Annotated in this window: 32 protein-coding genes; 16 read left to right on the top strand and 16 right to left on the bottom strand. The window is 70.3% G+C overall.

The window, feature by feature from the left end; genetic code table 11:
- Positions 1–164: 164 nt before the first annotated feature.
- The 4 genes from K0817_RS13920 to K0817_RS13905 all read right to left on the bottom strand — a co-directional run bounded on the left by K0817_RS13920 (position 165) and on the right by K0817_RS13905 (position 2505).
- Positions 165–353 carry a MerR family transcriptional regulator gene (locus K0817_RS13920; protein WP_253735396.1) on the bottom strand — a complete coding sequence of 63 codons (189 nt, stop codon included), beginning with the start codon at positions 351–353 and terminating at the stop codon, positions 165–167.
- Positions 337–1119 carry a TrmH family RNA methyltransferase gene (locus K0817_RS13915; RefSeq protein ID WP_219982126.1) on the bottom strand — a complete coding sequence of 261 codons (783 nt, stop codon included), beginning with the start codon at positions 1117–1119 and terminating at the stop codon, positions 337–339. The genes K0817_RS13920 and K0817_RS13915 overlap by 17 nt, the downstream gene beginning before the upstream one ends.
- 135 nt (positions 1120–1254) lie before the next feature.
- Positions 1255–2085 carry a nuclease-related domain-containing protein gene (locus K0817_RS13910; RefSeq protein ID WP_219982125.1) on the bottom strand — a complete coding sequence of 277 codons (831 nt, stop codon included), beginning with the start codon at positions 2083–2085 and terminating at the stop codon, positions 1255–1257.
- Positions 2086–2127: 42 nt separating this feature from the next.
- Positions 2128–2505, bottom strand: a complete 378-nt coding sequence (locus K0817_RS13905) for an NUDIX hydrolase (protein ID WP_219982124.1) — start codon at positions 2503–2505, stop codon at positions 2128–2130.
- 219 nt (positions 2506–2724) lie between these two features.
- On the opposite strand from K0817_RS13905, the gene dinB reads away from it, so the two are divergent.
- From dinB to K0817_RS13890, 3 genes are all read left to right on the top strand, one after another.
- Positions 2725–3921, top strand: coding sequence for a DNA polymerase IV (gene dinB / locus K0817_RS13900; protein WP_219982123.1), 1197 nt, complete (start codon positions 2725–2727; stop codon positions 3919–3921).
- Between the two features lie 34 nt (positions 3922–3955).
- On the top strand, positions 3956–4843 hold the full coding sequence (locus K0817_RS13895) for a zinc-ribbon domain-containing protein (RefSeq protein WP_219982122.1): 888 nt from the start codon (positions 3956–3958) through the stop codon (positions 4841–4843).
- Between the two features lie 218 nt (positions 4844–5061).
- Complete coding sequence (locus K0817_RS13890) at positions 5062–6402, top strand: GNAT family N-acetyltransferase (protein ID WP_219982121.1); 1341 nt, start codon at positions 5062–5064, stop codon at positions 6400–6402.
- Positions 6403–6476: 74 nt separating this feature from the next.
- Here K0817_RS13890 and K0817_RS13885 read toward each other — a convergent pair whose 3' ends face one another.
- Positions 6477–8045 (bottom strand): multicopper oxidase family protein, encoded by a 1569-nt coding sequence (locus K0817_RS13885; RefSeq protein ID WP_219982120.1) that lies wholly within the window; start codon positions 8043–8045, stop codon positions 6477–6479.
- 281 nt (positions 8046–8326) lie between these two features.
- Between K0817_RS13885 and K0817_RS13880 the strand changes: the two genes are divergently transcribed.
- Positions 8327–9511, top strand: coding sequence for a sensor histidine kinase (locus tag K0817_RS13880; RefSeq protein WP_219982119.1), 1185 nt, complete (start codon positions 8327–8329; stop codon positions 9509–9511).
- Positions 9508–10161 carry a response regulator transcription factor gene (locus K0817_RS13875; protein ID WP_219982118.1) on the top strand — a complete coding sequence of 218 codons (654 nt, stop codon included), beginning with the start codon at positions 9508–9510 and terminating at the stop codon, positions 10159–10161. The genes K0817_RS13880 and K0817_RS13875 overlap by 4 nt, the downstream gene beginning before the upstream one ends.
- A gap of 3 nt (positions 10162–10164) precedes the next feature.
- Here the strand turns inward: K0817_RS13875 and K0817_RS13870 are convergent, their stop codons facing one another.
- On the bottom strand, positions 10165–10776 hold the full coding sequence (locus K0817_RS13870; RefSeq protein ID WP_219982117.1) for a GNAT family N-acetyltransferase: 612 nt from the start codon (positions 10774–10776) through the stop codon (positions 10165–10167).
- A gap of 274 nt (positions 10777–11050) precedes the next feature.
- Here K0817_RS13870 and K0817_RS13865 point away from each other — a divergent pair, with 274 nt between their 5' ends.
- Together K0817_RS13865 and K0817_RS13860 are read left to right on the top strand one after the other, a co-directional pair.
- Positions 11051–11482, top strand: coding sequence for a hypothetical protein (locus tag K0817_RS13865; protein WP_219982116.1), 432 nt, complete (start codon positions 11051–11053; stop codon positions 11480–11482).
- Between the two features lie 93 nt (positions 11483–11575).
- Positions 11576–12043: a hypothetical protein gene (locus K0817_RS13860; RefSeq protein ID WP_253735395.1), complete on the top strand. Its 468-nt coding sequence runs from the start codon at positions 11576–11578 to the stop codon at positions 12041–12043.
- On the opposite strand, the gene K0817_RS13855 is transcribed toward K0817_RS13860, so the two are convergent.
- Positions 12024–12371 (bottom strand): helix-turn-helix domain-containing protein, encoded by a 348-nt coding sequence (locus K0817_RS13855; protein ID WP_219982115.1) that lies wholly within the window; start codon positions 12369–12371, stop codon positions 12024–12026. The genes K0817_RS13860 and K0817_RS13855 overlap by 20 nt on opposite strands.
- A gap of 84 nt (positions 12372–12455) precedes the next feature.
- On the opposite strand from K0817_RS13855, the gene K0817_RS13850 reads away from it, so the two are divergent.
- Positions 12456–13349: an NAD(P)-binding domain-containing protein gene (locus K0817_RS13850; RefSeq protein ID WP_219982114.1), complete on the top strand. Its 894-nt coding sequence runs from the start codon at positions 12456–12458 to the stop codon at positions 13347–13349.
- Between the two features lie 12 nt (positions 13350–13361).
- Here K0817_RS13850 and K0817_RS13845 read toward each other — a convergent pair whose 3' ends face one another.
- On the bottom strand, positions 13362–13508 hold the full coding sequence (locus K0817_RS13845; RefSeq protein ID WP_219982113.1) for a hypothetical protein: 147 nt from the start codon (positions 13506–13508) through the stop codon (positions 13362–13364).
- Positions 13509–13719: 211 nt separating this feature from the next.
- Between K0817_RS13845 and K0817_RS13840 the strand changes: the two genes are divergently transcribed.
- Both K0817_RS13840 and K0817_RS13835 read left to right on the top strand, forming a co-directional pair.
- On the top strand, positions 13720–14559 hold the full coding sequence (locus tag K0817_RS13840; RefSeq protein ID WP_219982112.1) for a helix-turn-helix transcriptional regulator: 840 nt from the start codon (positions 13720–13722) through the stop codon (positions 14557–14559).
- Between the two features lie 130 nt (positions 14560–14689).
- Entirely contained in the window at positions 14690–15631 is a 942-nt protein-coding gene (locus tag K0817_RS13835; protein WP_219982111.1) for an SDR family oxidoreductase, read from the top strand.
- On the opposite strand, the gene K0817_RS13830 is transcribed toward K0817_RS13835, so the two are convergent.
- The 4 genes from K0817_RS13830 to K0817_RS13815 form a co-directional block, all read right to left on the bottom strand.
- Positions 15617–15829 carry a hypothetical protein gene (locus tag K0817_RS13830; RefSeq protein WP_219982110.1) on the bottom strand — a complete coding sequence of 71 codons (213 nt, stop codon included), beginning with the start codon at positions 15827–15829 and terminating at the stop codon, positions 15617–15619. The two genes, K0817_RS13835 and K0817_RS13830, sit on opposite strands and share 15 nt — an antisense overlap.
- 150 nt (positions 15830–15979) lie before the next feature.
- Entirely contained in the window at positions 15980–17020 is a 1041-nt protein-coding gene (locus K0817_RS13825; protein ID WP_219982109.1) for a beta-propeller fold lactonase family protein, read from the bottom strand.
- Positions 17021–17082: 62 nt separating this feature from the next.
- A complete protein-coding gene (locus K0817_RS13820; RefSeq protein ID WP_219982108.1) occupies positions 17083–18231 on the bottom strand; it encodes a sensor histidine kinase KdpD in 1149 nt (382 codons plus the stop codon).
- Between the two features lie 2 nt (positions 18232–18233).
- Positions 18234–18956, bottom strand: coding sequence for a response regulator transcription factor (locus K0817_RS13815; RefSeq protein WP_219982107.1), 723 nt, complete (start codon positions 18954–18956; stop codon positions 18234–18236).
- A 124-nt stretch (positions 18957–19080) separates the two neighbouring features.
- Between K0817_RS13815 and K0817_RS13810 the strand changes: the two genes are divergently transcribed.
- Genes K0817_RS13810 through K0817_RS13800 form a run of 3 tightly spaced genes read left to right on the top strand, consistent with a single transcriptional unit; the run spans position 19081 to position 21082 of the window.
- Positions 19081–19764 carry a glycosyltransferase family 2 protein gene (locus K0817_RS13810; RefSeq protein WP_219982106.1) on the top strand — a complete coding sequence of 228 codons (684 nt, stop codon included), beginning with the start codon at positions 19081–19083 and terminating at the stop codon, positions 19762–19764.
- The gene (locus K0817_RS13805) at positions 19761–20396 is read left to right on the top strand and encodes a DUF2064 domain-containing protein (protein ID WP_219982105.1); all 636 of its coding nucleotides are present in this window, start codon (positions 19761–19763) and stop codon (positions 20394–20396) included. Before K0817_RS13810 ends, K0817_RS13805 begins: the two co-directional genes overlap by 4 nt.
- On the top strand, positions 20393–21082 hold the full coding sequence (locus K0817_RS13800; protein ID WP_219982104.1) for a bifunctional 2-polyprenyl-6-hydroxyphenol methylase/3-demethylubiquinol 3-O-methyltransferase UbiG: 690 nt from the start codon (positions 20393–20395) through the stop codon (positions 21080–21082). The genes K0817_RS13805 and K0817_RS13800 overlap by 4 nt, the downstream gene beginning before the upstream one ends.
- Here K0817_RS13800 and K0817_RS13795 read toward each other — a convergent pair.
- Genes K0817_RS13795 through K0817_RS13785 form a run of 3 tightly spaced genes read right to left on the bottom strand, consistent with a single transcriptional unit; the run spans position 21060 to position 22725 of the window.
- Positions 21060–21524, bottom strand: coding sequence for a hypothetical protein (locus tag K0817_RS13795; protein WP_219982103.1), 465 nt, complete (start codon positions 21522–21524; stop codon positions 21060–21062). The two genes, K0817_RS13800 and K0817_RS13795, sit on opposite strands and share 23 nt — an antisense overlap.
- Positions 21521–22135, bottom strand: coding sequence for a molybdopterin-dependent oxidoreductase (locus tag K0817_RS13790; protein ID WP_253735394.1), 615 nt, complete (start codon positions 22133–22135; stop codon positions 21521–21523). The genes K0817_RS13795 and K0817_RS13790 overlap by 4 nt, the downstream gene beginning before the upstream one ends.
- Positions 22132–22725, bottom strand: a complete 594-nt coding sequence (locus tag K0817_RS13785) for a hypothetical protein (RefSeq protein ID WP_253735393.1) — start codon at positions 22723–22725, stop codon at positions 22132–22134. Before K0817_RS13785 ends, K0817_RS13790 begins: the two co-directional genes overlap by 4 nt.
- Positions 22726–22860: 135 nt before the next feature.
- Here K0817_RS13785 and mtnP point away from each other — a divergent pair, with 135 nt between their 5' ends.
- Genes mtnP through K0817_RS13770 form a run of 3 tightly spaced genes read left to right on the top strand, consistent with a single transcriptional unit; the run spans position 22861 to position 26188 of the window.
- A complete protein-coding gene (gene mtnP / locus K0817_RS13780) occupies positions 22861–23730 on the top strand; it encodes an S-methyl-5'-thioadenosine phosphorylase (RefSeq protein WP_219982102.1) in 870 nt (289 codons plus the stop codon).
- Positions 23727–24800, top strand: a complete 1074-nt coding sequence (locus tag K0817_RS13775) for an NAD-dependent epimerase/dehydratase family protein (protein ID WP_219982101.1) — start codon at positions 23727–23729, stop codon at positions 24798–24800. Before mtnP ends, K0817_RS13775 begins: the two co-directional genes overlap by 4 nt.
- Positions 24800–26188 carry a hypothetical protein gene (locus tag K0817_RS13770; RefSeq protein ID WP_253735392.1) on the top strand — a complete coding sequence of 463 codons (1389 nt, stop codon included), beginning with the start codon at positions 24800–24802 and terminating at the stop codon, positions 26186–26188. The genes K0817_RS13775 and K0817_RS13770 overlap by 1 nt, the downstream gene beginning before the upstream one ends.
- Before the next feature lie 22 nt (positions 26189–26210).
- Here the strand turns inward: K0817_RS13770 and K0817_RS13765 are convergent, their stop codons facing one another.
- Positions 26211–26498, bottom strand: a complete 288-nt coding sequence (locus K0817_RS13765) for a hypothetical protein (protein ID WP_219982100.1) — start codon at positions 26496–26498, stop codon at positions 26211–26213.
- Positions 26499–26525 lie beyond the last annotated feature (27 nt).

Genomic DNA, 26525 nt, shown 5'->3' with positions numbered 1-26525 from the left:
AGAGCGCGGATGGCCGCCAGCAGATCTTCGTCACGCGGCATCCCGTATTCCGGACGAACGAGCCGCGCGATCTCACCGCGAATGTCTGCGATCGACTGTTCCGTCGTATCGAGGTGACGGAGGAGTTGCCGACAGACATCGCCGAGGTGCCCGAGTGCGGGTCGTCAGCTGAGGGTATGCCCGAGGATGACGAGCATCTGCAGTTCCACGATGACTTCGAGATCGGGCCTGCTGTAGGAGCGATGACCGTGCGCAGTCACCACGGTCGGCGAAAGCAGACCGAGCCGCTCCCAGTAGCGAAGCGACCTCGCGCTGATTCCCGTGCGCCGACAGACTTCATTGAGCGTGTACACGCGCATCCGTGCTGTTGTGGTGGCGGCGTGCATGCATGGCGATCCCGGCGGCAACCGAGACGTTCAACGAGTCCACGTCGGCACTGGTCGGAATCGAGACACTCCCCGCTGCCGCCGCCCGGAGCACCGCCGAACAGCCGCGCCGCTCGCTGCCGAACGCGATCACCGTCCGGCCGGGTATCGCAGAGTAGGCGTCGATGCCCAACGATCCCTCCGCGTCCGCGACGAACAGCGGGAGCTCAGCACTGCGCATGAACGAGAAAAGCTCGCCCGGACTTGTGGCCACCACAGGCAGAGCGAAGATCAGTCCACGACTAGCTCGAATGAGACGTCGATCGAGGATGCTGGGGAGTTGGGAATCGAGCAGCACGACGCCCGCTCCGCCGAGTGCGACCGTCGTGCGTACGACCGCGCCGATGTTCCCGGCCAAACGCACACCGTCCAACACGACGACATCTCCCGAGCGTCTCCGAAGATCATCCAGCGAGGCAGCCTTCGGTGCGACAGCAAGGGCGAACGTGCGAGACAACCGCTCCGCGCCGAAGAGCCCGACGGCACTGCCCTTGGTGAGCCGGCGAACAGGCAGCCCGAACGCTTCCGCTGCTTCGAACTCGTGCGTCGAGAACACAACCCGCACGTCGACGCCTGCGCGTATCGCTGTCGCCACATTCTGCAGATCGTCGATGACGACCATCCGGCGCGCGGGTGCCTTGAGCGCAGCTCGTATGCCGCGCAGCTCGCCCTCCGACGCATCGATGACGGACACGACAACTCCCTTCCTTACTGCACCACGCTAGAAATTGACGCAACGTCAAGGTCAAGCGCGGTGCAACGGGAGGCCGAGCTGACGGCGTCTTCCTGGCGAGTCGCGGAGAGTCGGCTCCGGCGGCGTCGTGTGGAGTCAGCCGCCCAGCACTCGCGCGGAGAAGTCGAATGCCCAAGGCGCCGCGACTCCGATCACGGCGAGGAGCGCACCGGCAGCCCACAGCATCCGCACACCCTTCGCTGCGACCACCTCGCGCTGAAGCGCAATGAACTCTGGCCTGTTGTCGGGTGGCGCCGCCGCGGCCGTCCATGTGTCGCGTCTACTCATGATGGCCGCGATCTTCTCGATCTGCTCCGGCTCGAGGCGCCGCTTCTGTCGACGTAGCCAACGCACGAGGTCGGTCGCGCGGAGAACTCTGACATCGGCCGGTTGCTCGCGAACGGTGATCTCTTTCGCGCCTACGATCACGACCAGCCCGCTGACGGGTAGGTCTTCACCGGTCGCCGTTGTGAGGAGTCTGCGAACTCGGTCGGCTTCGTATCGCGCGTTGCGAAGGTGGTCCTTGCGTTGGCCGTTCACAAGCAGCCGCCGGCTGCCGACCCAGACCTTCGCGTCCTCATGAAACTTCGTGTTGATCGTGAAGACGCCCGCACTGCCAACGATGACATGGTCGATATCGCTGCCTCTCGTTCCGATCGGCACCGCATGCAGCACAGTCCAGTCAGGGCCGAGCATTTCCAAGCGGCGCGCCACGTCGAGTTCGCCGAGCGCGCCGACGTACCAGGGGCGAGATTCATCGGACAGCGGCGAGCGGCCGAAGATGCGGGCGGCGGTGGAGCGCGCGGGCACCTCACGTTGCACACGGAGGCATTCAGCGATGACTGCGGCAGCGGGAGCCGAGCCGAACGCGGTGATCTGCTCAGTCGACGGATCTATCGGCAGTTCAGGAGGCAGGTGCGACGTCATCGATCCTGAGTGTAGGGTGCCGGCGCCGATGGCGCGGCTCGCTCACACTCCGGCGGTGAGGACGTGACGGAGGAGCGGATACCAGTGTCGATCAGCCAGCACGTGGTCAGCATCCTTGGTACTGACCCGCGTTCCGTCGATCACGGGACCGGCACTGGCACGCCACACTCCGAAATGGGCGACGGGGGTCGGCCACGGGTAATCGACCGTGGGTTCGTCGACGATGTTGCGCACGGCACCGAGGAACGTGCACGCGTCGGAGTCGCCGACCACCTCTTCGACGAGAGCACGGATCGCCTCGGAGCCGTCGGCATCAGCGTTCGCCACACTCCGCGTCGGCAGATCCAACATTCCCGTCTCCTGCCGAGGCAGGCAGAACACCCTGTCGTCGATGAGAAGCAGCAGGCGAACGAGAGACATCGGTCGGAGCGGATACCGGCGACGAACGACCTGGGCGCATCCACCGGTCGGCAGCCAGGCGGCGTCAGTCGTCTCCTGCAGAACAAGCTCGTCGGACGCACGCATCTGCTCGAGCCTAATGAACACACTCACGGCACCTCATCGCCCCCTTGGCGATCCGGTTCGTGTCGCCAGTCGGTGGGATGATCCGCGCACCAGACGATCGGCGGGGAGGGCGGGATGCGGGGCGAGGCGACCGTGCTGCACGCCGACCTCGATGCGTTCTACGCCTCGGTCGAGCAGCGCGACGCGCCGGCACTGCGCGGCCGGCCCGTCATCGTCGGCGGCGGCGTGGTGCTGGCGGCCAGCTACGAGGCGAAGGCCCGCGGCGTGCGCACGGCCATGGGAGGCCGGCAGGCGAGGGAGCTGTGCCCCGATGCCGTGGTCGTTCCGCCGCGGGTGGACGCCTACTCGGCCGCCAGTCGCGACGTGTTCGCGATCTTCCGCGATACCACGCCGCTCGTGGAAGGCCTCTCCATCGACGAGGCGTTCCTGGAAGTGGGAGGGCTCCGGCGCATCGCCGGTACACCCGAGCAGATCGCGGTTCGATTGCGCGAGCGCGTCCGCACGGAGGTCGGTCTGCCCATCTCGGTCGGAGTAGCACGGACGAAGTTCCTCGCCAAGGTCGCCAGCGCGGTCATCAAACCCGACGGGCTCCTCGTGGTCGAGCCGGAGCAGGAGCAGGCGTTCCTGCTCCCCCTGCCCGTAGAGCGACTATGGGGTGTCGGCGCCGTCACCGCAGAGAAGCTGCACCGCCTCGGCATCCGCACCGTCGGACAGCTCGCCGAACTCGAAGCCGCAACGGCCGAGCGGCTGCTGGGCAAGGCGACCGGCGCACACCTGCACGCACTGGCGCGACTGCGCGACCCGCGGCCGGTCGATACGACGCGTCGCCGCGGGTCGATCGGCTCTCAGCGGGCGCTCGGCAACCGGCCGCGCTCGCCCGACGAACTCGACCTCATCCTGAGCCAGATCGTCGACCGGCTCGCCCGCCGCCTGCGGGAGCGCGACAGGGTGTGCCGCACCATCGTGCTGCGCCTGCGCTACGGCGACTATGCCAAAGCGACGCGCTCTCGCACCGTCCGCTTCCCCACCGACCGAACGGCGGTGCTGCTCGATGTCGCTCGGGCGTTGCTCGCGGCCGCACAACCTCAGATCGCGGCACGCGGCATCACGCTGATCGGAGTATCCCTGTCGCAGTTGGGCCGCGCCGACAGCATCCAGCCCGAGCTCCCGATCGACTGGGACGACGGGGCTCGGCTCGACACCGTGCTCGACGCGGTGCGCGATCGCTTCGGCGGGGCATCCGTCTCTCGAGCCGCGCAACTGGGTCACGATCCCGGATGGTCGACGCCGCTGCTGCCCGAACACGAGTGATCCGGATGTCGCGGGCCCGGCATACCCTGCTGCCATGCCGGAGCGTGTCGAGCTGTGGTGGGCGCGCCGCCAGTTCTCCAAGGGCACCGAGGTCCCCTACGCGGTAGGGAGCTACCGCGAGGCATGGGCGCCCTTCCCCGCCCTCATTCGCCAGTACCATCCCGAGCTCAATGCCGGCATCGCGCTCAGCCAGGTGCCACCGGCGGCCGACGTGCTGCTGCTGTGGCAGTGCGAAGCAGGCCACAGATTCGCCGCCACCCCCGAGGAGCAGCGCAATCGACCCGGCCGCGAACGGCGCCGCTCGGCGTGGTGCCCGGACTGCTCCGAGCTCGCCCGCCCGGCCCGGGCTCTGCCGATGCGCGACGTCGTGACCCTTCCGGACTCCCCCGTCCCGGCGGCAGTCGCCAACCCGGTGGGACGCGCGGTCTTACAGCCGAGGAGGCCGAAGCGAAAGCTGCAGGTGTGCCCGAAGACACCCGACCTGCCGGTCGGCGACGCATTCCACTCGGCGTGTGCGCCGAAACCGGCCTCCGCCATCGAAGCGCAGCTGCGTGCCGACCTGTTCGCACGCCTGTCGGGGACGCAGGGGCTGAACGCCGTGCGGGTCGCTCGGCCGTTCTTCGACCACGTGGAGGTGTGGCCCGACATTCTGCTCCCCGAGCTGCGCATTGCGGTCGAGTACGACACCACCGGCCGGCACGGCCTCGAGCATGTCGGCAAACGGGAGGATGCGGATCGTCGCAAAGACCGGGCGCTTCGCGCTGCGAAGTGGGAGGTCGTGCGGATCCGCACCGGCAAGCTCGAGCCGCTCGGCCCCTACGACTTGCAGGTGTCGACGTGGAACAGGAAAGCGCTCGAGAGCCTCATCGACACGCTGCGAGAGATCCGCGGACCGTTGCTCGTCGACCCGTACCTCGTGTGACACCGGGCGGGTTCGAGGACCGGCCCAAGCCCCGCCGAACTTCGGAGGATCGCCTCGTGAGGCAACTTTCTCCCGGGCGCCCGCGAGTCGACGCCGGCCGGGCGGCATCCGATGTCGCTCTCCGACGTACCGCGTCTCGACCCGTCCATCGCAGAATGGTCGAGGCCGCCGTCCGCGGCCGACGTCGATCGGCGGCGGAGGGCTGAGAGAGGACAGAAGTGACCGAACTGACGATCCGACCGGCGCTCGCCAGCGAATCCGACACGATCTCGTCCCTGGCGCTGCGGTCCAAGGCGCACTGGGGCTACTCGCCGGAGTTCCTCGAGCAGTGCAGAGCCGAACTGACCTACACGCCCGAGCGATGCGCATCGGGCCGGGTCTTCGTCGCGGCCCAAGACGGCGGCATCCTGGGCTTCTACGCCACCGATGGCGACGCACCCCGCGGTGAGCTCGACGCGCTGTTCGTCGATCCAAACCACATCGGCACCGGGCTCGGCGGACTGCTACTACAGCACGCGCTCACCCAGGCGGCGCGCGCGGGATTCACCGAGCTGTTCCTGGATGCCGACCCCTACGCCGCCGACTTCTACCGCCGCCACGGCGCCGTCGTCATCGGCGAGTCGCCGAGCGGCTCGATCCCGGGTCGATCACTCCCCCGCATGCGGTTCGACCTCACTGAGCGCCCCGACGCCGCGCCGCCGAGCCGGCGGATGTCGGCCGCCGATCAGCGCGACGCGCTCAACGGCATCTCGGCGCTCATCGAGCGCCACTACGTCTTCGCCGACGTCGCAGCCGTGTGCGCGCGAGAACTGCGGCAGCGACCGATCGCCGACGAAGGGCTGACGACCGTCGAGTTCAGCCGCCAGCTGACGCAGCAGCTGCGGGAGCACGACCGCCACTTCTCCGTGACGTGGGGCGCTCCCACCGACCTGCCGCTCCGAAGGGCCTCGCAACGGGACGACACGACTATCAGCTTCCGCCGCGACGGAAGCGTCGGCATCCTCACCATCCGACTGTTCGACGATGCCGACGACGAGCATGCCGCGCGCCAGGCCAGGGAGGCGCTCGACCAGCTGTCGCAGTGCGACGCTGCCGTGGTCGACGTGCGCAGCAACCCCGGCGGCTGGCCCTCGATGGTCGAGTACGTGCTCGGACCGTTCCTCGGACCCGAACCGGTCGCCATCGTCACCTTCCAGAGCGCCGAGCACCCCGAGGTGATCTCGTGGTCACAACCCGAACCTGCTCTCGCGGGTCTGGAACGGATGCCGCTGTTCGCGGTGATCGGGCCGGGCACAGCCTCTGCGGCCGAAAGCTTCGCCTACGCCCTGCAAACGACGAAGCGGGCGACGCTGATCGGCGAGCTCACCGCCGGGGCGGCCAACCCCGTCGAGTCGTTCCTCGACAGCACCGGGTTCGCGGTGTACATCTCGACCGGTGCGCCGATCGATCCGCGAACGAAGACGAACTGGGACCACACCGGAGTAGCACCCGACGTCGAGGCCGAGTCCGAGCGGGCGCTCGACGTCGCCATCGGCTTGGCTCGCACCGCCCGCCGCTGAGTGGTCGGGCTGCGCCACGGGGTCGGTAGTGTTCACGAAGATCCTTCGAGTCGTTGGTCGGGGTGGGACGGGGGTCAGTGCGTGCTGTGACCACCCCCGCCGCCGGAAGGCTCGGTGTTGCGGCTGGGCTCGCTCTTGCCGACGACGAACTGCGACATGAGCCCTTCGTCTTCGTGCAGCAGCAGGTGGCAGTGGATCATGTACGGGTTGTCGTCGTCGACGTAGTCCTCGAAGCGCATCATGATGCGGTACTTCCGGCGCGGCTCGAGGTAGATGGTGTCTTTCCAGCCCAGCAGCTCGGCGGGCGGCGGCGTGCCGTCGATGTCGAGCACCTGGAACTGGACGTCGTGGACGTGCCAGTTGTGCGGGAACAGGTCGCGGTTCGTGACGGTCCACAGCTCGGTCGAGTCGATCTGCATGACCTCGTCGATGCGGTTCATGTCCATCCGCAGTCCGTTGATCTCGCGGTTCTGCACCTCGAACGTGCGCTCGTAGTCGGCGTCGCGCTCGGTGAACCGCTCGACCGGTGCGAACCGGTCCGAGAGGGATGCCGACGGCTGCAGCGCATCGGCGGCCTTCAGCAGCAGCACGTCGAACTCGTCGGTGCCGCCATACGCCGATGGCACGGCGACGTTACCGAGATCTGGAGGAAGCGAGCGGAGCATCGTCTCAGAGCCGGGCTCGAGCCCCACCACGATCTCGGCGCGCTCCCCTGGCGAGAGGCGTACGTGATCGGTCGAGTGCGGCGCCTCGAGCAGGCCGCCGTCGGTGCCGACGAGCGAGAACTCGCGGCCGTCGTCGAACGCGAAGTCGTAGGCGCGAGCGCCCGAGCCGTTGAGGATCCTGAGCCGCACCAGCTCAGTGGTCACATCGAGGACGGAACCCCACGCGCCGTTGGTGAGGATGACGTTGCCCAGCAGACCCACTTCATTGCCCTGCGCATCGAGCTGGAACTCGCCGCCGGCCGTGAACTTCTTGTCCTGGACGACGAGCGGGATGTCGTCGACCCCGTATTGCGCGGGCAGGCCGTAGGCACCGGTGTTCTCGTCGTCGAGGATGAACATCCCCGCGAGGCCGCGCAGCACGTGCTCTTCGGTGTCGCCATGGGGATGCGGGTGGTACCACAGTGTCGCGGCCGGCTGATCGACGCGCCACGAGGCACGCCGTTGCCCGTCCGGTTCGATCGGCTGGTGCGGTCCGCCATCCATTGCGGCCGGAAGGTGCATGCCGTGCCAGTGCACCGTCGTCGTCTCGGGCAGCTTGTTGGTCACCTCGACGGCGACCTTCTCGCCTCGCGTCGCACGGAGCGTCGGGCCGAGGTAGTCGCCGTTGAAGCCCCACGTGGGCGTGGTCATGCCCGGGGTGAACTCAATCTGTCCCTCATCGGCCGTCAGCGAGAACACCCGCGTGCCGTCATCGACCCGCGACTCCGCCAACGGCGGGATGGGCAGGGGCGTGTCGAAGGCCGGCGGCGCCTTGGGCTGGAAGACCGACGAATCCGAGAAGCCCGGCCCGATGGTGCAGGCCGTGAAGACAGCCGCCGCCGTCAGCAGCGTCGCGCCGAGCAGGACGACGGGCCCGACGGGGTTGCGGCGCCGACGCGGCGGCGCCGGGAGCGGGAGCGAGGTCGGCGCTGTGGTCATGGCAGGGACGATACGAACCGCGACGGGGGCACCGCGTCCGCACGAGGGCAACATGTCGAGTCGACTCGAAGCGACATGGGGAATGTCGCCTGTGCGCGACATAGACACCCGCCCGCCGTCGATATCGCCGGCGCACTGCCGCCCGGTACCGTCGTGCAGGACGAGAAGGGGTGGTGCGGCGTGGTCAAGCGAGCGGTCGTCGTCGGAGCAGGAATCGGCGGTCGCGGCACGTGCGGTCGCGGCACGGCGCATGCCGCCGGGTCGCGACCTACCATGTCAGCATGATCGACGACGATCGCGGCCTCCCCCGGTCCGAAGCGGGACCCGCGCCCTGGGTTTTCGACGTCCTTCTGGGCATCGGCGTCGCCCTGACCGTCTCGCTGGTCATCGCCGCCGACATCAGCCGTGACCAGCCCGACGCGTGGGCGTACCTCTGGGCGATCGGCCTCGGGGCGCTCATGCTGGTGCGCCGCCGGTACCCGGTCGTCGTGGTCGCACTGTCGGTCGTGGCGGTCATCGCCTACTACGCGGCCGGCAACCCGCCGATCGGCGTCGCGGTGCCATTGGCCGCGGCGGTGTTCTCCGCCGCGGAGTACGGGCGGATCGTTGCGGCGATCGTCGCCTCGGCTTCGGTCATGACGATCTCGGTCGTCTACCGGCTGGCCGAAGATCAGGACCCGTCCTTCGTCGTGGGGTACGACCTTCCCGGGCACGCGCTGCTCCTCGCGGGTGCCGTCGCCCTGGGGGACAGCGTGCGGTCACGCCGTGAACTCCGACGGCAGGCGGCGCAGATCGCCGAACTGACGGCGGAACGCTACGCGCGCGAGGCCGAGCAACGGGTGCTGGCCGAGCGCCTGGCGATCGCCCGCGAGCTGCACGACTCGGTCGGACATGCCCTGACCGTCGTCACACTGCACACGCAGGTTCTCGAGGACGCACTCGGGTCCGACGACGACGAGGTCCGGCGCTCCCTCAAGGCCATCGCCGACACCACCGACGCAACCTTCACCGACCTGCGACGCACGGTCGCCAGCCTGCGGAAAGACGGTGTCGCATCGCGTGCCCTTTTACGCATCGCGGACCTGGAGTCGGCGGCGAACCCCGCCCGGCAGGCGGGCCTCGACGTGCGACTACGAGTAGATCTTCGCTCCACGCCATCACCGACGGTGGAGGCCGCCGTGTTCCGGATCGTGCAGGAGTCGATCACCAATGTCGTCCGTCACGCCGACGCCACGCGCGTCGACGTCGACGTTCACGAGACCGAGGACGGAATGATCAGTGTGAGTATCGTCGACAACGGTCCGCGTGCGCCCGGAGCCCCATCGGCCGAGGCTGCCGACGACGGGAACGGCATCGCAGGCATGCGGGAGCGGGCGCACCTGCTCGGAGGCACGTTCTCGGCAGAGAGTCGGGACTCGGGATTCGCCGTCAGGGCGTCGATTCCTCTGGAGGTGGTGGAGAAGTGACGACGGTGTTGCTGGTCGACGACCAGGACCTGGTGCGCGCCGGACTGCGCGCGCTGCTGACGCGGGATGAGGCGATCCACGTCGTCGCCGAGGCGACGGACGGGCGACGCGGCGTCGAGGCGGCGCGGAAGCACAGACCCGACGTCGTACTCATGGACCTCCGCATGCCGGTGATGGACGGCATCGAGGCGACGCGCATGATCCGCGCCGATGAGCAGCTCGCCGGCACGCGCGTCGTCGTGCTGACCACCTTCGACGACGATGCCGACGTCGTCGAGGCGATCCGCGCGGGCGCGATCGGATACCTGCTCAAGAACACCCCGCGCGACGAGCTCCGCGATGCGGTCAGGCGAGCCGGACAGGGCGAGCGTCTGCTCTCGCCCGCGATCACGCAGCGTCTGATGGATATGGTCGCGGCCGGGCACGCCGCCCCGGTGCCCGATCCGCGGCTGACCTATCTGAGTGCGCGCGAGCTCGAAGTGCTGACGCGGATCGGGCACGGCGACACCAACGACGAGATCGCGGCGGTCCTGCACCTGAGCCCGGCGACGGCTCGTACCTACGTGAGTCGCATCCTCGCCAAGCTCGGGGCACGCGACCGGCCCGAGCTGGTCGTCATCGCCCACAAGTCCGGCCTGGTCGTCTCGTAGCGCTTACGCAGCGGGGCGGCGCATGAACCAGCAGGGAACGCCGATGACCTCCGCCTCGTCGACCACGACATAGCCGAACCGCTCATAGAACTCGACCGCTTGCGGGCGGTCGGTCTCGAGGTATCCCGTCGCACCCGTGGCATCGAGCCTCGTCACGTGGCGCAGCAGCAGCAGGCCGCCGATCCCCTGGCCGCGCAGATGCCGGTCGACCGAGACCGGCCCCAGGTGGACGTGCGGCGCGTCGGGGTCGTGCCGCGACCATGCGCTCTGCCACGACACCAGCCGCGAGACAGCACCCGGGCCGAACGTGGACGCCCGGCCGAGCAGACGCAGCCGGTTGGTCAGAGTCGCCTGGCAGCGGCCGGGCGGGGCGGATGCCGCAACCCCGGCGAGCGCGTCGCCCCGATCGACGCCCTCGATCTGCCACGAAGGCGAACGGCGAAGGAGGGTGCGCATCAGCAGCTCGTGACGGCGCGCCCTCGAGGCATCGTCACCCCGGTACGCGGCGACGTGCACCGGATTGTCGGCCATCCCCCGCCCGAGAAGCCTGGCCGCGGCATCCAGATCGGAGCTGCCAAGGGAACGAACGGACAGATAGGGCGATGAGGTTGCCATCTCGGGCCTTCCTACGCGTCGAATGGGATCCCATCCTGCGATCCGTGGCGCCTCGAAGGATGCCCCCGCCGGACGACTTCCCGACCGAGACCCGACGCTCCGCTCGTCGACGCGAGGCGACCCGGGTTGTCGTCCGGCGATGGTGCCCGCCGCGGCGTCGCCCTGCGCGCGCAAGCGCGCGGTCGTCCCGACGACGATGAGTGTCGCTTCGGAGCGACAGCATGACCGATCCTCGGCTGATGCGGATCCGCGGGCATCGCCGTTAGCTGGCGGCATGACCCACGTCGACCCGCCGCCGCGCCCGGCGACTCCTCCGATACCCGTCCGTGGCCGGATCAGCTGGGCGTCCGTGATCGGCTTCGGCACGCTCGGACTGTTCTGGCCGGTACTGCGCCTCATGAGGATGGAAGCGGTGATCGGGGACCTCGGCACGGCGCTGGTCGCGCTCGTCGGAACTCTGCTGGTCTGGATGCTGGGCGCCGGGTTCGGCGACGTACCGCGACCTGTGATCACCCTCACCCTGTCAGGGGTCCTCTCCGGCGCGTTGCTCATCGCGACGACGGTACTCGTCGGTGAATGGCCCGATTACGGCGTCGGCCTGAACGTCACCGCGGGCGCCATCGAGGTCACTCGTGCTGCCGGTCTCGGAGCCCTCGCCGGCGCCGGCGCCGCGGCCATCCAGCGGGCGCGGCGCCGACGTGCGTGACGCATCGAGCGACCGGGGTGTCGTCGCCGCACGACTCAGGTGTCGCTCCCGAGAGGACGACTGCCGCTCGAGGCGACTCCTACGGTGGGCCCCATGACAGACAACGCGCCTCCGAACCCCACTCCCGCCGTCCGTCGGCATCCCCTCGGACTCCCCGTCCTGGCCCTCGTCGGCCTCGCCGCCCTCGGCGTCCCCCGAGTGATCCTGCACGATCTCCACATCATCGAGGAGGGGCAGCCGGCCGCATGGATCCTGGCACTGGCTCCCGTCGCCGTGTGGATCACCGTGGCGGTAGCCAAGAAGGTCCCACGCCCCTTCGTCACCGTCCTCATGATCGGCGTCTTCTTCGGCGTCATGCTCGTGATCACCCATCAGCTCCTGTGGAACTTCGCATTCGATGGAAGCCCGCCCTCCTTGGGCGACAGCGGCGCCGGCCTGCTCATTCCGAGAATCGCAGCCGTGTTCAGCGGACTTGTCACGGGGACGCTGATCGGGGCGGTCGGCGGACTCATCGCGTGGGGCATCCATGCGGTGATTCGACCTAAGACTCCGCGGGTCTGAGGGGCGCCCGGGCCGCCGAGATCGCCTCCATGTTGTCATCACCCCAGTCCCCGAGCGGCCGCAGGGCCAACTCCAGCGCGGCGCCGGCGGGGGTCAGACTGTAGACGACCTTGGGCGGCACCTCCCGGTGCACTTCGCGATGGACGACGCCGTCGCGCTCGAGCTCGCGCAGGTGCTGGGTCAGCATCTTCTCCGAGACGTCGGGAAGCTCGCGCCGCAGCTCACCGGTGCGACGAGGCTCCTCCGCCAGAGCCCACAGGATCAGCGGCTTCCACTTGCCTCCCACAACGGCGACCGCAGCATCCAGTCCGCATACGAAGTCGGCCATCGCACGACACTCCTTACCGAAAGGTGGGTATGGAACAAAATAGTGGGTACTTGCGGCTTCGGGGGGCATCTTGAGACTGAGAATGTGACGAACGATCTCGATACCCCCACTCCCACTGTCTCGGTCCTCGGTCTCGGCCCCATGGGCAGCGCGCTCGCGCAAGCGCTCCTGAGCGCCGGCACGACGACCACCGTCTGGAACCGGACTGAATCGAAGGCACGACCCCTCGAGCACGCCGGTGCCGTGATCGCGCCGGATGCCGCCGCCGCGGTCGCGGCATCCGATCTGGTGATCACGTGCCTGCGCGACCATGCCTCCACCCGAGAACTGCTCGATGAGGTGCCACCCGAGGCCCTCGCCGGGCGCACCGTCGTGGTCTTCGCTTCGTCCACGCCGGGCGAGGCCAGAAGGACCCAGGAATGGGCCGAGACCAGAGGAATCGACCTGCTGATCGGGGCGATCATGGTGCCGACGCCGGTGATCGGCACACCGGATGCGCTCATCCTCTACAGCGGTCGCCAAGATCTCCTCGAGGCGGCCCGATCCACTCTCGAGGTATTGGCACCGCGCTCGCCGTTCGTCGGCACCGACCCGGGGATGGCGTCCGTCCTCGACACCGCCATGCTCGAGGTGTTCTTCACCGGCATGACGGCGTTCCTTCACGCTGCAGCGGTCGTCACCGCGAACGGGTTGTCGGCCGCCGACTTCGTCCCCTGGGCCAACTCGATGCTCGACATCCTCCCCGATACGTTCCGCGGGCTCGCCGCAGACACCGACCGCGGCGAGTACCCCGGAAACGAGGACAACCTCGCGATGGAGCTCTCCGCCCTCACCCACATGGTCGAGACCAGCCGTGACGCCGGCGTCGACCCGGGCCTGCCGACGCTCATGCGCGACCTCGCGCGAGAGGCCGTCGAGCGTGGACACGGAGCCGACGGCTGGTCGCGGATCGTGGAGGTGCTCCGCGAATCCTCATGAGTCCCGCCGGGGCTACTCGTCCGGGTCGTCGCCTTCCGCCTGTGAGGGGTGACCCTCAGCGGGAAGCGGAGTGTGGTCTTCGGTGCGATCCGGGTCTTCGCCCTCGGCCTGGCTCGGCTTTCCGATCGGACCATCGATCTGGTCATCTGGTGTGCTCATGCCCCGCATCCTGACACCGACGCCAAAGCGAAACGAGCGGCTTGACTTTCACCCGGTAGGGTGACGCAGCCTGGTTCCAGTTCCGCACCGGCCGACCGGGCCACTGGTCGGAGAGGTGGATCGGCAATGCCTGGCTGGCAACGGCCGGGCGCGGTAGGAAGGTCACGAGGATCGGGCGCACCCGGCGAACCGGCGGACGAGGAGACGGGCGATGATCGATCGCGAGGGGCTGGCCGACTTCCTGCGGCGACGGCGCGAGTCGCTGCAGCCCGAAGACGTCGGACTCTCGCGCGGACCGCGCCGGCGAACCGGCGGACTGCGTCGCGAAGAGGTCGCCGCGCTGTGCCACATGTCGACCGACTACTACGCGCGCCTGGAGCGGGCGACCGGGCCGCAGCCGTCGGAACAGATGATCGCCGCAATCGCGCAAGGCCTCCATCTGTCGCTCGACGAGCGCGACCACGTGTTCCGCCTCGCCGGCCACAACCCGCCGGCGCGCGGGCCGTCGAGCGAGCACATCAGCCCGGGCCTGCTGCGTATCCTCGACCGCCTGCCCGACACTCCCGCCGAGATCGTCACCGAGCTCGGCGAGACCCTGCGCCAGTCACCCCTGGGGGTGGCGCTGCTCGGCGACGCGCGGCACCGCGAGGGCCTGGACCGCAGCATCGGCTACCGCTGGTTCACCGACCCGCAGGCACGCGCTCCCTATCCGCCGGATGAGCGGCGGATGCTGTCGCGCGTGTACGCGGCAGGACTGCGAGAACTCGTCACCGTCCGCGGACCCGAGTCACGCCCCGCGTACCTCGCCGGCCTGCTCGTCGCCGAGAGCACGGAGTTCCGTGAACTGTGGGACGCGCACGAAGTCGGCCTGCGACCGCCCGACGTCAAACGGTTCCACCATCCCGAGGTCGGGGCGCTCGAACTGCACTGCCAGACCCTGCTCGACCCCGAGCAGTCCCATCGCCTGCTCGTCTACACGGCCGCGCCCGGAAGCGAGAGCTACGAAAAGCTCCAGCTGCTCGCCGTGATCGGGTCGCAGACCCTCCGCTGACGGCATACCCAGCCCGCACCCGCGAGGGGTGGACTGGCGATCAGTGGATGAGCGGGCACTGAACGCGCCCGCGAGAACGCTCGAGCATGGTCGAGAAGGCACCAATCCCCCGACCTGAAGGGCCATCGCCATGACTCGTACTCCCGGCATCCGGATTCCCGACCTGAACGGCAGACTCGCCGTCGTGACCGGCGCCAGCGACGGGATCGGGCAGGTCATCGCCTCGCGCCTCGCTCTCGCAGGCGCCGAAGTGATCATGCCCGTGCGCACTCCCGCCAAGGGCGAGGCCGCGGCCGACGGCATCCGTCGACAGGCGCCCGACGCCGCGGTCTCGACCCGCGCGCTCGACCTGTCGTCGCTGCAGTCCGTGGCGGCGCTGGTCGATACCCTGCGGAGCGAGGGCCGCCCGATCGACATCCTCATCAACAACGCCGGCGTCATGACCCCGCCCAACCGGCAGCTCACGAAGGACGGCTTCGAGCTGCAGTTCGGCACGAATCACCTGGGCCATTTCGCCCTCACGCTCGGCCTGCTGCCGCTGCTGCGGCAGGGACGCGCCCGCGTGACGCATCAGACCAGCATCGCGGCGCGCAGCGGCGGCATCAACTGGAACGACCTCAACTGGGAGAAGACGTACGACGGCATGAAGGCGTACACGCAGTCCAAGATCGCGGTCGCGCTCTTCGCCCGCGAGCTCGACGCGCGCAGCCGGCACGAAGGCTGGGGCATCACCAGCAACCTGTCGCATCCCGGCGTCTCGCCCACCAACCTGCTGGCGGCCCAGCCCTCGCTGGGGCGTCCACGCGAAGTCGGCGGACGCCGGGTGATCCGGATGCTGTCACGCCTGGGCGTCAGCGGAACCGTGGAGAGCGCGGCACTCCCGGCTCTGATGGCGGCGACGGATCCGCAGGCTCTCGGCGACGAGTTCTACGGCCCGAAGCGCCTGATCGGCGGACCGCCCGCCCGCCGGCAGCTCTGGGCTCCGATGACCGCCATGGACGACGCCCGCCGCCTGTGGGACGAATCCGAACGCCTCGTCGGTGCGCAGATCGCCGACTCACTCCATCCCTGAATCCGGCTTCTCGGCGAGGATCGCCTGACGCACGCGCCACGCCGGGAAGCCGCTCGCCTGCGAGATCAGATCGATGTCGAACCCCTGCTGGTAGTACGCCACGCGCACGGCGCGGACCCGCGTCGGGGTGTCGCCGAAGGCGAGGGCGAGTTCGATCGCATAGCCCTCCCAGGCCGAGAGGTCGTACTCCGGGCTCACTGGTCGGTCCCCTTCGTCTCAGCGCCCGCGGGTGGCCGGGGCACGCTTGGCAGATCGCGACGTCGTCCGGGCGCATCCGCGCGGCGGACGATGATGCTCTTCTACAACGCTCGAGTGCCCGCCGAGTATGCCGCATCCGGGGGCACGGATTCAGACGAAGCGCACCCAGTTCGCCCCGCGGCCGGTCTCGGCCCGCTGCCGCAGGTCGAGGCGGTCGCCGTCGACGGTGTACAGCGAGACGGTGGTCGAGCGCTCGCCCGCCGCGATCAGGTAGGCCCCGTCGGGGCTCACGTGAAAGCCCCGCGGCTGCGGCTCGGTCGTGCTGAACCGCTCCGGTGCCGACACCGAGCCGTCGGCCGCGACGGCCACCGCCCCGAGCGTGCTCTCGGTGCGCTCGGTGCACCACAGGCGACGGCCCCCGTCGGCGACGTGGATGTCGGCGCCCCAGATGAAGTGCTCCTTCATCGGGTCGGCTCCGAAGCGGCTGTGCCCGAGCCCCTTCGACGGGTCGAACGCGTCGGCGGCGTCTCGAAGCTGGAGCGTTCCCGCCTCGGTGTCGCGCGCGTAGTGCAGCACCTCGCCCGAGAACTCGGTCAGCACATAGACCGCATCCTGTGCCTCATTCAGCACGAGGTGGCGCGGACCACTGCCGGCGGGCGCGGCCACCGTCTCGGGAACCAGCGGCACCAGGCGCAGGTCGTCGGCGAGCGCGTACTGAGCGACCAGATCCGCGCCGAGTGAGACGAAGTAGGCGAAGCGGCCGTCGGCGCTGGGCAGCACCGAGTGCAGGTTCGGGAACGCGATCCGGGAGACCGGCTCACCGACGACCCCGTCGGTCACGGCGCAGCTGATCCCGTACCCGCCTCCGTACGACGCGCCGAGCAGACCGGCGCCGTCGCGTGTCAATGCGAGGTAGTTCATGCCCCCGTCGGGAAGGTTCCGTCGCGACAGCGGCTCGAGCCGCCCGGTGTCGCGGTGCAGGCGAAGAGTCAGAATGCCCGCGCCCTCGTCGTCGGTGCGCCCCTTCACACCCGCATAGACGAGGTCGCGGGTCGAATCCACCGCGAACGTTGAGCAGCCGGGGAGTCCGTCGGTCACCGCGAGGTGTTCCAGTGCACCGCCCGAGAACCCGAAGGTGCTGATGCTGCCGTCACCGGCGTTGGCAACGAGTACGAGAGAGGCATCCGTCATGCCTCGATCGTACGCAGACGACGTCAGCCGCGCTCCGGGCGATCCCCGTCAGCCCCGCCGGCTCAGGCCGCCGCGGCCACCGGCAGCCGCACGTCGAAGCGGCATCCGTCGCCCTCGTTGCGGACGTCGATCTCGCCGTCGTGGGCCTCAACGATTCCGCGCGCGATCGCGAGCCCGAGCCCGGCGTTCGCGGAGCGCCCCCACAGCTGCTCGGGGGTGCGCGACACGGTGGCGCGCCAGCCCGCGAGGAACACCTTCGACAGCTCATCCTCGGGGATGCCGCCGCCCGCGTCGATCACGCTCAGCATCGCCCGATCGTCATCGTCGAGCGACGTCATCACGCGGATCTCGCTGTCGGGCGGCGAGTGCTCGATGGCGTTCATCAGCAGATTGCCGACGACGCGCGAGAGCTCACGGGCGTCGCCCCTGACGACGAGATCGGGCCGCGGCGACTCCCGGATCGAGATGGAGCGCGCGCGGGCGAGGGGATGCAGCTCGGCGACGGCATCCGACACGAGGTCGTACAGCGACACCGACTCGAGCGAGAGCACGAGCCTGCCCGACTGGATCTTCGAGAGCTCGAACAGGTCGTCGACCAGGTCGGAGAGGTGGTCGACCTGCGACCGCATCTGCCGATGGAACCGGTGCGGATCCTCGGCCATGCCGTCTTCGAGCGCTTCGGCCATGGCGCGCAGTCCCGCCAGGGGCGTGCGCAGGTCGTGCGAGATCCATGCGATCAGCTCACGACGGGATGCCTCGAGCGCTTCGACCTCTTCGCGCGCGGCCTGCAGTCGCAGACTGGTGCGCGCCAGCTCCGCCTCGAGCGCCGACAGCTCGGAGCTTGCGCCGTGACCGGTCGTGCCCGAAACCGGGCGACCCTCGCCCAGTTGCTCGGTCAGGCGCAGCAGCTGCCCGCTCTGCCGCGTGAACGCACGCCCCAGGATCACCGCGACCCCGAGCGAGGCGAGCGTCGCCGCGCCGGCCACCCACATGCCGACTTGCAGGTCGTGGGGCGAGAGGAACATCGCCTGGGCCACCGCGATCATGCCCGACACCACCGACAGCATGCCGGTCAGCACCACGATCCCCACCTGCACGAACAGCGGCGCCCGGCGGGCGAAGCGCAGTGCCACCGCGCCGAGCGCCCCGACGACCAGAGCGCACGCGAGCGCCACCCCTATGATGGCGGCCAGGTCGGCGAGGGGGATCATCGTCACTCCTCCACGCTCAGCCGGTAGCCGACGCCCCACACCGTCTGCAGCACGCGCGGAGCGGTGGGGTCGGTCTCGACCTTCTCGCGCAGCCGGCGCATGGTGACCGTCACCGTGGACAGATCGCCGATCTCCCACCCCCAGACCGCCGAGAGCAGCTCTTCCCTGGTGAACGCGCGCTGCGGGTGCTTGAGGAGGAACGAGAAGAGGTCGAACTCGCGCGCCGACAGGCTCAGCGGCTCGCCCGAGCGCTCGATGACGCGGGCCGAGGGCTCGAGGTGGAACGGTCCCAACTCGAACGGTGCCTCGGGTGCGAACTCGGCGATGCTGCGCCGCAGCACCGACGTGACGCGCAGCACCAGTTCGCGGGGCGAGAACGGCTTGGTGACGTAGTCGTCGGCGCCGGCCTCGAGGCCGCCGATGCGGTCGTCCTCGCTGCCCAGCGCGGTGAGCAGGATGATCGGCACGTCCCCTTCGAGGCGGATGCGGCGGCACACCTCGGCGCCGTCGATCCCGGGCAGCATGCGGTCCATCACGATGAGGTCGGGCATGCGGGTGCGCAGCGAGTCCAGCGCGGCGAAGCCGTCCGTGGCCTGATCGACGATGTAGCCGGCGGCATCGAGATAGGTCGCGACGATCTCGCGCACGGTGTCGTCGTCCTCCACGACGAGGATCCGCCGGTCGGCGAGGCCGAGCGCGGGTACATCGATCGGGCCGCTCCCCATATCGCCCAATGGTAGGCGCGTCACGGCGCGGCAGGGGGCGCCGTCGGCGGCACAGCGCGGGTTGTCCCGGGTTCGTAATGTCAACCCCGGCGCGTGCCGGCCAACCCCGGCCTAGCCTCGTGGCATGCCGGGACCGATGGATGCGCCGCAGCCGGTCGATGTGGTGCTGCCGTGCCTCGACGAGGCGGCAGCGCTCCCCGCCTTGCTGGGCGCGATGCCGCTCGGCTACCGGCCGATCGTGGTCGACAACGGATCGACGGATGCCACGGCAGAAGTCGCCGCCGCGTTCGGGGCGACGGTGATCCACGAGCCGCGGCGCGGCTTCGGAGCCGCGGCGCACGCCGGACTGTGCGCGGCGACCGCCGAGATCGTGGCATTCTGCGATGGCGACGGGTCGTTCGACCCCCTCGACCTGGACCGCGTGTGCGAACCCATCCGCACCGGCACGGCCGACCTCGTGCTCGGTCGGCGCCGCCCCACCGCGCCGCGCGCGTGGCCGCTGCACGCCCGGCTCGCCAACGCGTATCTCGCCGGCAGTCTGCGCCGGCGCACCGGTGCCGCGTTGCATGACCTCGGCCCGCTGCGGGCGGCCCGTCGCACCGACCTGCTGGCCCTCGGACTGCAGGACCGCCGCAGCGGCTACCCCCTCGAGATGGTGCTGCGCGCGGCACGCTCGGGGTGGCGCATCGCCGAGGTCGACGTCTCGTACCACCCGCGCGTCGGGCGCTCCAAGGTGACCGGCACCGCGCGCGGCACCATGATCGCCATCTCCGACATGTCTCGCCTGCTGCGGGAGCGTGCCTCATGACGACCGTCGTGGTGATGGCGAAGGAGTGCGTGCCGGGGCGGGTCAAGACGCGCCTTCATCCCCCGTATTCGCTGACGGATGCCGCGGCCATCGCGGCGGCATCCCTCGACGACACCCTCGCCACGGTTCAAGGGCTCACCGTCGAGCGGCGCGTGCTGTGCATCGAGGGCGCGGCCCCACCCGCGGCCGGCGACGCATTCGAGGTCGTCGCGCAGGCGCCCGGCGGCCTCGACGATCGCATCGCCGCCGCACTGGACGGTTGCCGCGGCTTCACCGTGGTCATCGGCATGGACACGCCGCAGGTCACCGCCGCCGATCTCGCGGCCGTCGTGGGCGAGTGGCCGGGCGACGTAGACGCATGGTTCGGTCCGGCCGCGGACGGCGGCTTCTGGCTGCTGGCGCTGCGCGAGCCGCGCGGTGACCTCGTGCGCGGCGTGCCGATGTCGCGTGCCGACACCGGTGCGCGCCAGCGGGCACGACTGGTCGAGGCGGGACTGCGTGTGCGCGACCTCGCAACGATGACCGACCTCGACGATGCGGCCAGTCTCGAGCACGTGCTGCGCTCCATGCCGGCCGGCAGCCGGCTCGCGCGCACGATCGGCAGGCTCTCGACCGAGGAGGCGATCGCATGACGCACGTCACCGCCGGAGCCCCCGGCATCCCTCCCACGTCGCGCTTCGGCACCGGTCCCGGCGAGCCTTACGACCAGGCGCTGCGGGGCGGGGCATCGCACGTGACGCTGCGCGACGTGCGCAGCGGTGCCGAGACCTCGCTCGACCTGGGCCGGTTCCTGAAAGAGCCGAGCAGGCTCGAACGGCACCTCGTCGGCGAGCTGCCCGGCCCGATCCTCGATATCGGATGCGGTCCGGGACGCATGCTGCACGCCGCACGACTCGCCGGTCACCGCGCGCTCGGGGTCGATGTGTCGCACGCCTCGATCGGCATCGCGACCGCGCGCGGGCACGATGCGGTGCACGGCTCGGTGTTCGAGTCGCTGCCCCGTGAAGGGGCGTGGGGCAGTGCGCTCCTGCTGGACGGGAACATCGGGATCGGCGGAGACCCGGTCGCGCTCCTCGCTCGCTGCGCGCAGCTCGTCCGGGTCGGCGGGCGCATCGCCGTCGAGACGCACCCGCGGACCAACCGGGATCGCCGGTTCGACGGTGTGCTGGTCGACGCCGACGGCCGCGCGAGCCTGCCCTTCCGCTGGGCCGAGGTGGGCGCGGCCGCCGCCCGGCGTCACGCGGCGGCGGTGGGACTGTACGAGGTGCGGACGTGGCACGGCCGCCGCCGGCAGATCATCGAGTTCGGCGTGGCCTGACCGCGCCCTCGCGCAGCCGCCGCTGCCGCCGCTGCCGCCCGAGCACGACCCGCGCGACGACGATCACCACGATCGCCGCCAGCGCCCAGGCCCACAGCAGGCGCGGCGCGTAGTCGCCGGTGAGCAGGGTGGGATTCGGCGTCCCGCGCGCCTGCGCCCACAGCTCGGGTGCCACATACAGGGTGAGGATCGCGACCGTAGCGAACGCCACCTCGGCCACGACACCGATCACACGGGGCCACGCCCGCGAGCGCCGGCGGAAGGCGCTCCGCACGAGAACGAGGGCAGGCACCAGCACGGCATCGTGGATCACCAGAGCTGCCGCCAGCCAGACGACGAGCCATGCCAGGTCGGCGAGCGACAGGATCGCCGCCAGCTGGGTGGCGCCGAACACCAGCACCGCGACGCCGACGGCGACGAGCCCGACGCGCAGCGCGGTCATGAGATCTCGCCGATCGAGCTCAGCCATTTGGTCTGCAGCACGCCGGGCCGCGCCGGCGCGATGATGCGCGCCGGATACCCGTGGTCGAGATCGAGGGTCTCGCCGTTGAGCTCGAGGGCGACCAGTGTGAGCGGGTCGCGGGTGAACTCGGGCGTCATCGTCGTGGCACGGAAGGCTCCGCGTCGCTGCAGGCTCTCGATGCGCACCGAGCGCGCCGCCGGGATGCCGGCGAGATCGAGCAGGTCGCGCAGCCGCACGCCCGTCCAGTCCGCGGTCGTGCTCCAGCCTTCGACGCACGCGATCGGCAGCCGCACCTCCGTCGTCGGCAGTGCCGCCAGCTGATCGCGGTCCCATCGCGTGGTGGTGCCGTCGGCGCGGGTGACCGACAGCACCCATGCCGGGTCGGCGGCGGCCTCCTCGACCGCGGCCTGTCGCGCCGTCCGATTGATGGGCACGCCCTGCGGGCCCTCTCCCTTCACGCGGGGCGCGAAGGCGTTGAGCGGGGCGAGCGGTCCGAACGACTGCCCCGCGGTCAACGCCACGAGCGTGACCGTCGACACGCCCACCCCGACCAGGAACCCCCGTCGGTCGATGCCGTCGCGATCGCTCATGCCGAAGCATCCGTCTCGTGCTCGGTGGTGTCTCGCGCCTCTGCCGCGCGGGTCCAGTGCCGCGCGATCAGCGGAAGCTTGACGCCGACGTGGACGACCAGTGCGCCGACGATGACCCACGCCAGCGCCCAGTGCACGCCGCGGAACGAGAACGGCCACGGGTACCACTGGAACGTGTTGAGCAGCCCCATCGTCACCTGCACGAGCGAGGCCGACACCAGCACAGCGATCGATGCCCGCTCGGCGAGGTCGACGATCGACCGCACCGGCGGCCAGCGGAACAGTCGCGGATACACCACCCACAGCTTCGCGAGCAGCAGTGGCATCAGCGCCGTGCCGACCATGACGTGCGTGCCCTGGCTCCACTGGTAGAGCTCGACCGGGCGCGTGGGCAGCACTACCGGCGCCGACGGGTCTTGCAGCAGGTGGCTGTACACGCCGGTGAGCAGGCACACCAGCATCCCGGCGCCGAGCAGCCGGCCGATCACGACCGCCATGCGGGGCGTGCGTTCGGCGGAACCCAGCGCGCGCTGCACCGCGTGCGCACGGGGCGCCAGCGCCTCGCTCCAGCGCGTCACGGCATCGCTCATGCGGGCCATTGTGCGCCGGTGCCGCGACCACCGCGATGGGCTGACGATGACGAATCGGAGACAGCTCGCATGACCGTCACGGAACCGTAAGGCAAGGGGGTGACTCTCCGCCCGCGGATCTGCCACCGTGAAGCCATGAGCGACCAGTCCCTCGCCGCCGAGTCCGCAGAGCCGCCGCGCATCGGGGTCATCGGCGGATCCGGCCTCTACGAACTGCTCGACGAGCCGGTCACGATGACAGTCCCGACGCCTTATGGCCCGACCTCCGCTCCCCTCGCTGTCGGGCGTTTCGGCGGGGTCGCGATCGCCTTCCTGGCTCGTCACGGCATGAGCCACGGCATCCCTCCGCACCGCGTCAACTACCGCGCGAACATGTGGGCGCTCGCGCACACCGGGGTGCGCGCCATCTTCGCCTCGTCGGCCGTCGGCAGCCTCGACCCGGCGCTGGCACCCGACACGTTCGTCGTGCCCGACCAGCTCATCGACCGCACGAGCGGCCGTGCCGACACGTACTTCGACGGCGACGACGTGCAGCATCTCGCCTTCGCGGATCCGTTCTGCCCCGAGCTGCGGTCCGCGCTCACGACGGCGCTCGATGCGCGCGGTGAACCCTTCGCTGCAACCGGAACGACCGCCGTGATCGCAGGGCCCCGCTTCTCGACGCGAGCGGAGTCGCGGATGCTGCGAACCCTCGGCGCCGACATCGTCAACATGACGCAGTACCCCGAGGCCGCGCTCGCGGCCGAGCTGGGCGTGGGCTACGCGAGCCTGTCGTTCGTGACCGACTCGGATGCCGGAACCGCCGACGCCGCGACTCCCGCCGAGCAGGCGGTGACCGCCGATGCCGTGTTCGCGAGGCTCACCGCCGCGCACGACCGCATCGTGGCCGTGCTCGAGGCCGCCGTCGCCGGGCTGACCGCCGACTACCAGCCTCGGTCCCTGGTGTCACCGGACGCGAGCGCGCGGGTGCTGGCCGCCGCCCCGAAGCACGCGGAGGCGCTGTGACCCCTTCGCTCCTGGTCACCGGCGGCGCGGGGTTCGTCGGGTCACGCGTCGTGGCGGCCGCGCACCGACGAGGGTGGCGCGTCGTCGTGCTCGACTCGCTGCGCCCCGACGTGCACGCGCGCCAGGCGGCTCCCGCGATACCCGAAGGCGTGGAGTTCGTCCGGGGCGACGTGACGGATCCGGATGCCGTGGCCGCCGCCGTGGCGGGAGTCGATGTGGTGTGCCATCAGGCGGCGAAGGTCGGTCTCGGTGTCGACTTCGGCGATGCGCCCGACTATGTCGGCAGCAACGAGCTCGGCACAGCCGTTCTGCTGTCGGCGATGTCGGCGGCCGGGATCTCTCGGCTGGTGCTCGCGTCGTCGATGGTGGTCTACGGCGAAGGTGCCTACTCCGACGCCCGCGGCCCGATCGCTGCACCGCCCCGGTCGGTCGACGACTTGCGCGCGGGCGTGTTCGAGCCGCGGTCGCCGCGCACCGGTGCGCCGCTGCAGCCCGGGCTCGTCGACGAGGACGCACCACTGGACCCGCGCAACGTGTACGCCGTCAGCAAAGCGGCGCAGGAGTTGCACGCTCGGGCGTGGGCGCGCGAGACCGGCGGCAGGGTCGCGGCGCTGCGCTATCACAACGTCTATGGCCCGGGCATGCCCCAGGCGACGCCGTACGCCGGGGTCGCCGCGCTGTTCCGTTCGGCGCTGCAGGCGGGCGAAGCCCCGCGGGTCTTCGAGGACGGCGGCCAGCGCCGCGACTTCGTCCACGTCGATGACGTCGCCCAGGCGAACCTGCTCGCGCTGGAATGGACGGCTCAGCAGCCCGCCGGCTCGTCGCGTGCGTTCAACGTGGGCTCGGGCGACGTGCACACGATCGGCGAGATGGCATCGATCCTCTCGCGCGCGCTCGGCGGACCGCATCCCGTCATCACCGGCGAGTACCGGCTGGGCGACGTGCGTCACATCACTGCGTCGTCGGCTCGGCTGCGCGACGAACTCGGCTGGCGACCGCGCATCTCTTTCGAAGACGGCATGCGCGAGTTCGCCCGCGCACCGATGCGCGCCCCCGCCGGAGGCGGGTGATGACGACGCCCCGGCACGCACCCGCCGCGCAACGCGAGACGGCGCCGCATCGGCGCGCGGCCATGATCGGCCTCGCGGTCGCGGTCGCGGTGCTCGTCGCCGCGCTGGCGGTACCGCCGCTGACGGCCTGGTGGGTGCACGTGAACTCGTTCCCGCCGCTGCACGCGGAATGGATGCCCCGGCTCGGACCGGGCACGCCGGCCGCGGTGCTGCTGGCGGTGGCGGCGGTGGTGTGGGGCCCGCGCGCGACGACCTGGTCATGGCCGCGCCTGCTCGTCGCCGTGTACCTCTTCGGTGCCGCCTGGATGATCAGCCTCGCCACCGTGGACGGCGTGGCCGGTCTCGGGCACATCCTCGAGACCGACTACGAGTACCTGCAGACCGCACGCGCCGTGACCGATTTCGGCGCGACGCTGCAGGAGTACGTCTCGCGCATCCCCTTCGCCCACCCCGACAACTGGCCGGTCCACATCGCCGGTCACCCACCCGGCGCCCTGCTGTTCTTTCTCGTGCTCGTGCGGCTGGGGCTCGGCGGCGCAACGGCTGCCGGGCTGGTCGTCATCGCGCTCGGAGCCTCGACCGCGGTCGCCGTGCTCCTCACGGTGCGTCGCCTGTCTTCAGAGGACTTCGCGCGCCGCGCCGCGCTGCTCCTGACTATCGGACCGGCCGCGATCTGGGTGGCGGTGTCGGCCGACGGCATGTTCGCCGCCGTGGCGGCGTGGGCCGCGTGGGCGCTCTCGGTCGCTGCCACGAGCCGGGGTGCTCTGCGCGTCGGCGTGTGGTCCGTGGTCTCGGGACTGCTCTTCGGGTACTGCGTGATGCTGTCGTACGGGCTGCCGCTCCTCGGGGTGCTGGCGGTGACGATCCTGTTGCTCGCCCGGTCGTGGCATCCGCTGCCGTGGGCGGTTGTCAGTGCGTGCGCCGTCGTCGGCGCCTTCGCCCTCGGCGGGTTCGCGTGGTGGGAAGCCCTGCCGGTGCTTCACGAGCGGTACTGGGATGGGATCGCGAGCGATCGCCCCGCCGGCTACTGGATGTGGGGCAATCTGGCAGCGCTCGTGTTCAGCGCCGGTCCGTGGGTCGGACCGGCCGTCGGGGCGGCCTTCGCCGAATTGTTCGGGGCTGGTGCGCGCGCGACCAGGCGCGCCGGCGCGCCCGAAGCGCGGCAGGCCCTGGCCGTCGCCGCGCTCGCACTCGCCGGGTTCGCGATGGTGGCACTGGCGGATCTGTCGCAGATGAGCAAGGCCGAGGTCGAACGCATCTGGCTGCCGTTCGTGCCGTGGATGCTCGTGGGAGCCGCCCTGCTGCCGCCGGGCTGGCGCCGGTGGGGCATCGGGGTTCAGGCCGGCTTCGCGCTCACGGTGCAGCACCTGCTCTTCACCGGGTGGTGACGAGCGGCTGGCGCGTCGATCGTCACATCCAGAGGTCGGTCTCGTCGTCGTGCCCGGAATCGGACCGGACGGTCTCGAGCTCACGCAGCTCGAATTGACCGTTGTCGGGAATGTCGATGTGCTCGATGATGATGGAGGTCGCGGGGGTCACCAGCACTTCGGCGGTGGTGACCGCGCCGGCCCGCACCTCGACGAAGGCGCCGCCATCGTGGACGGCGGTGAGAATGGCACGCTTCGTGTCGGTCAGCCGATCGTCGTCTGCGAGCGGATACGTGTGGCCGTTGACGACCAACTGATGACGCGTGGTCACTTCTCCCTTCCCCCTCCACCTCCCCGA

Source organism: Microbacterium sp. HD4P20 (assembly GCF_019449275.2).
Classification (GTDB): Bacteria; Actinomycetota; Actinomycetes; order Actinomycetales; family Microbacteriaceae; genus Microbacterium.
This window is presented reverse-complemented; position numbering and strand designations above follow the sequence as displayed.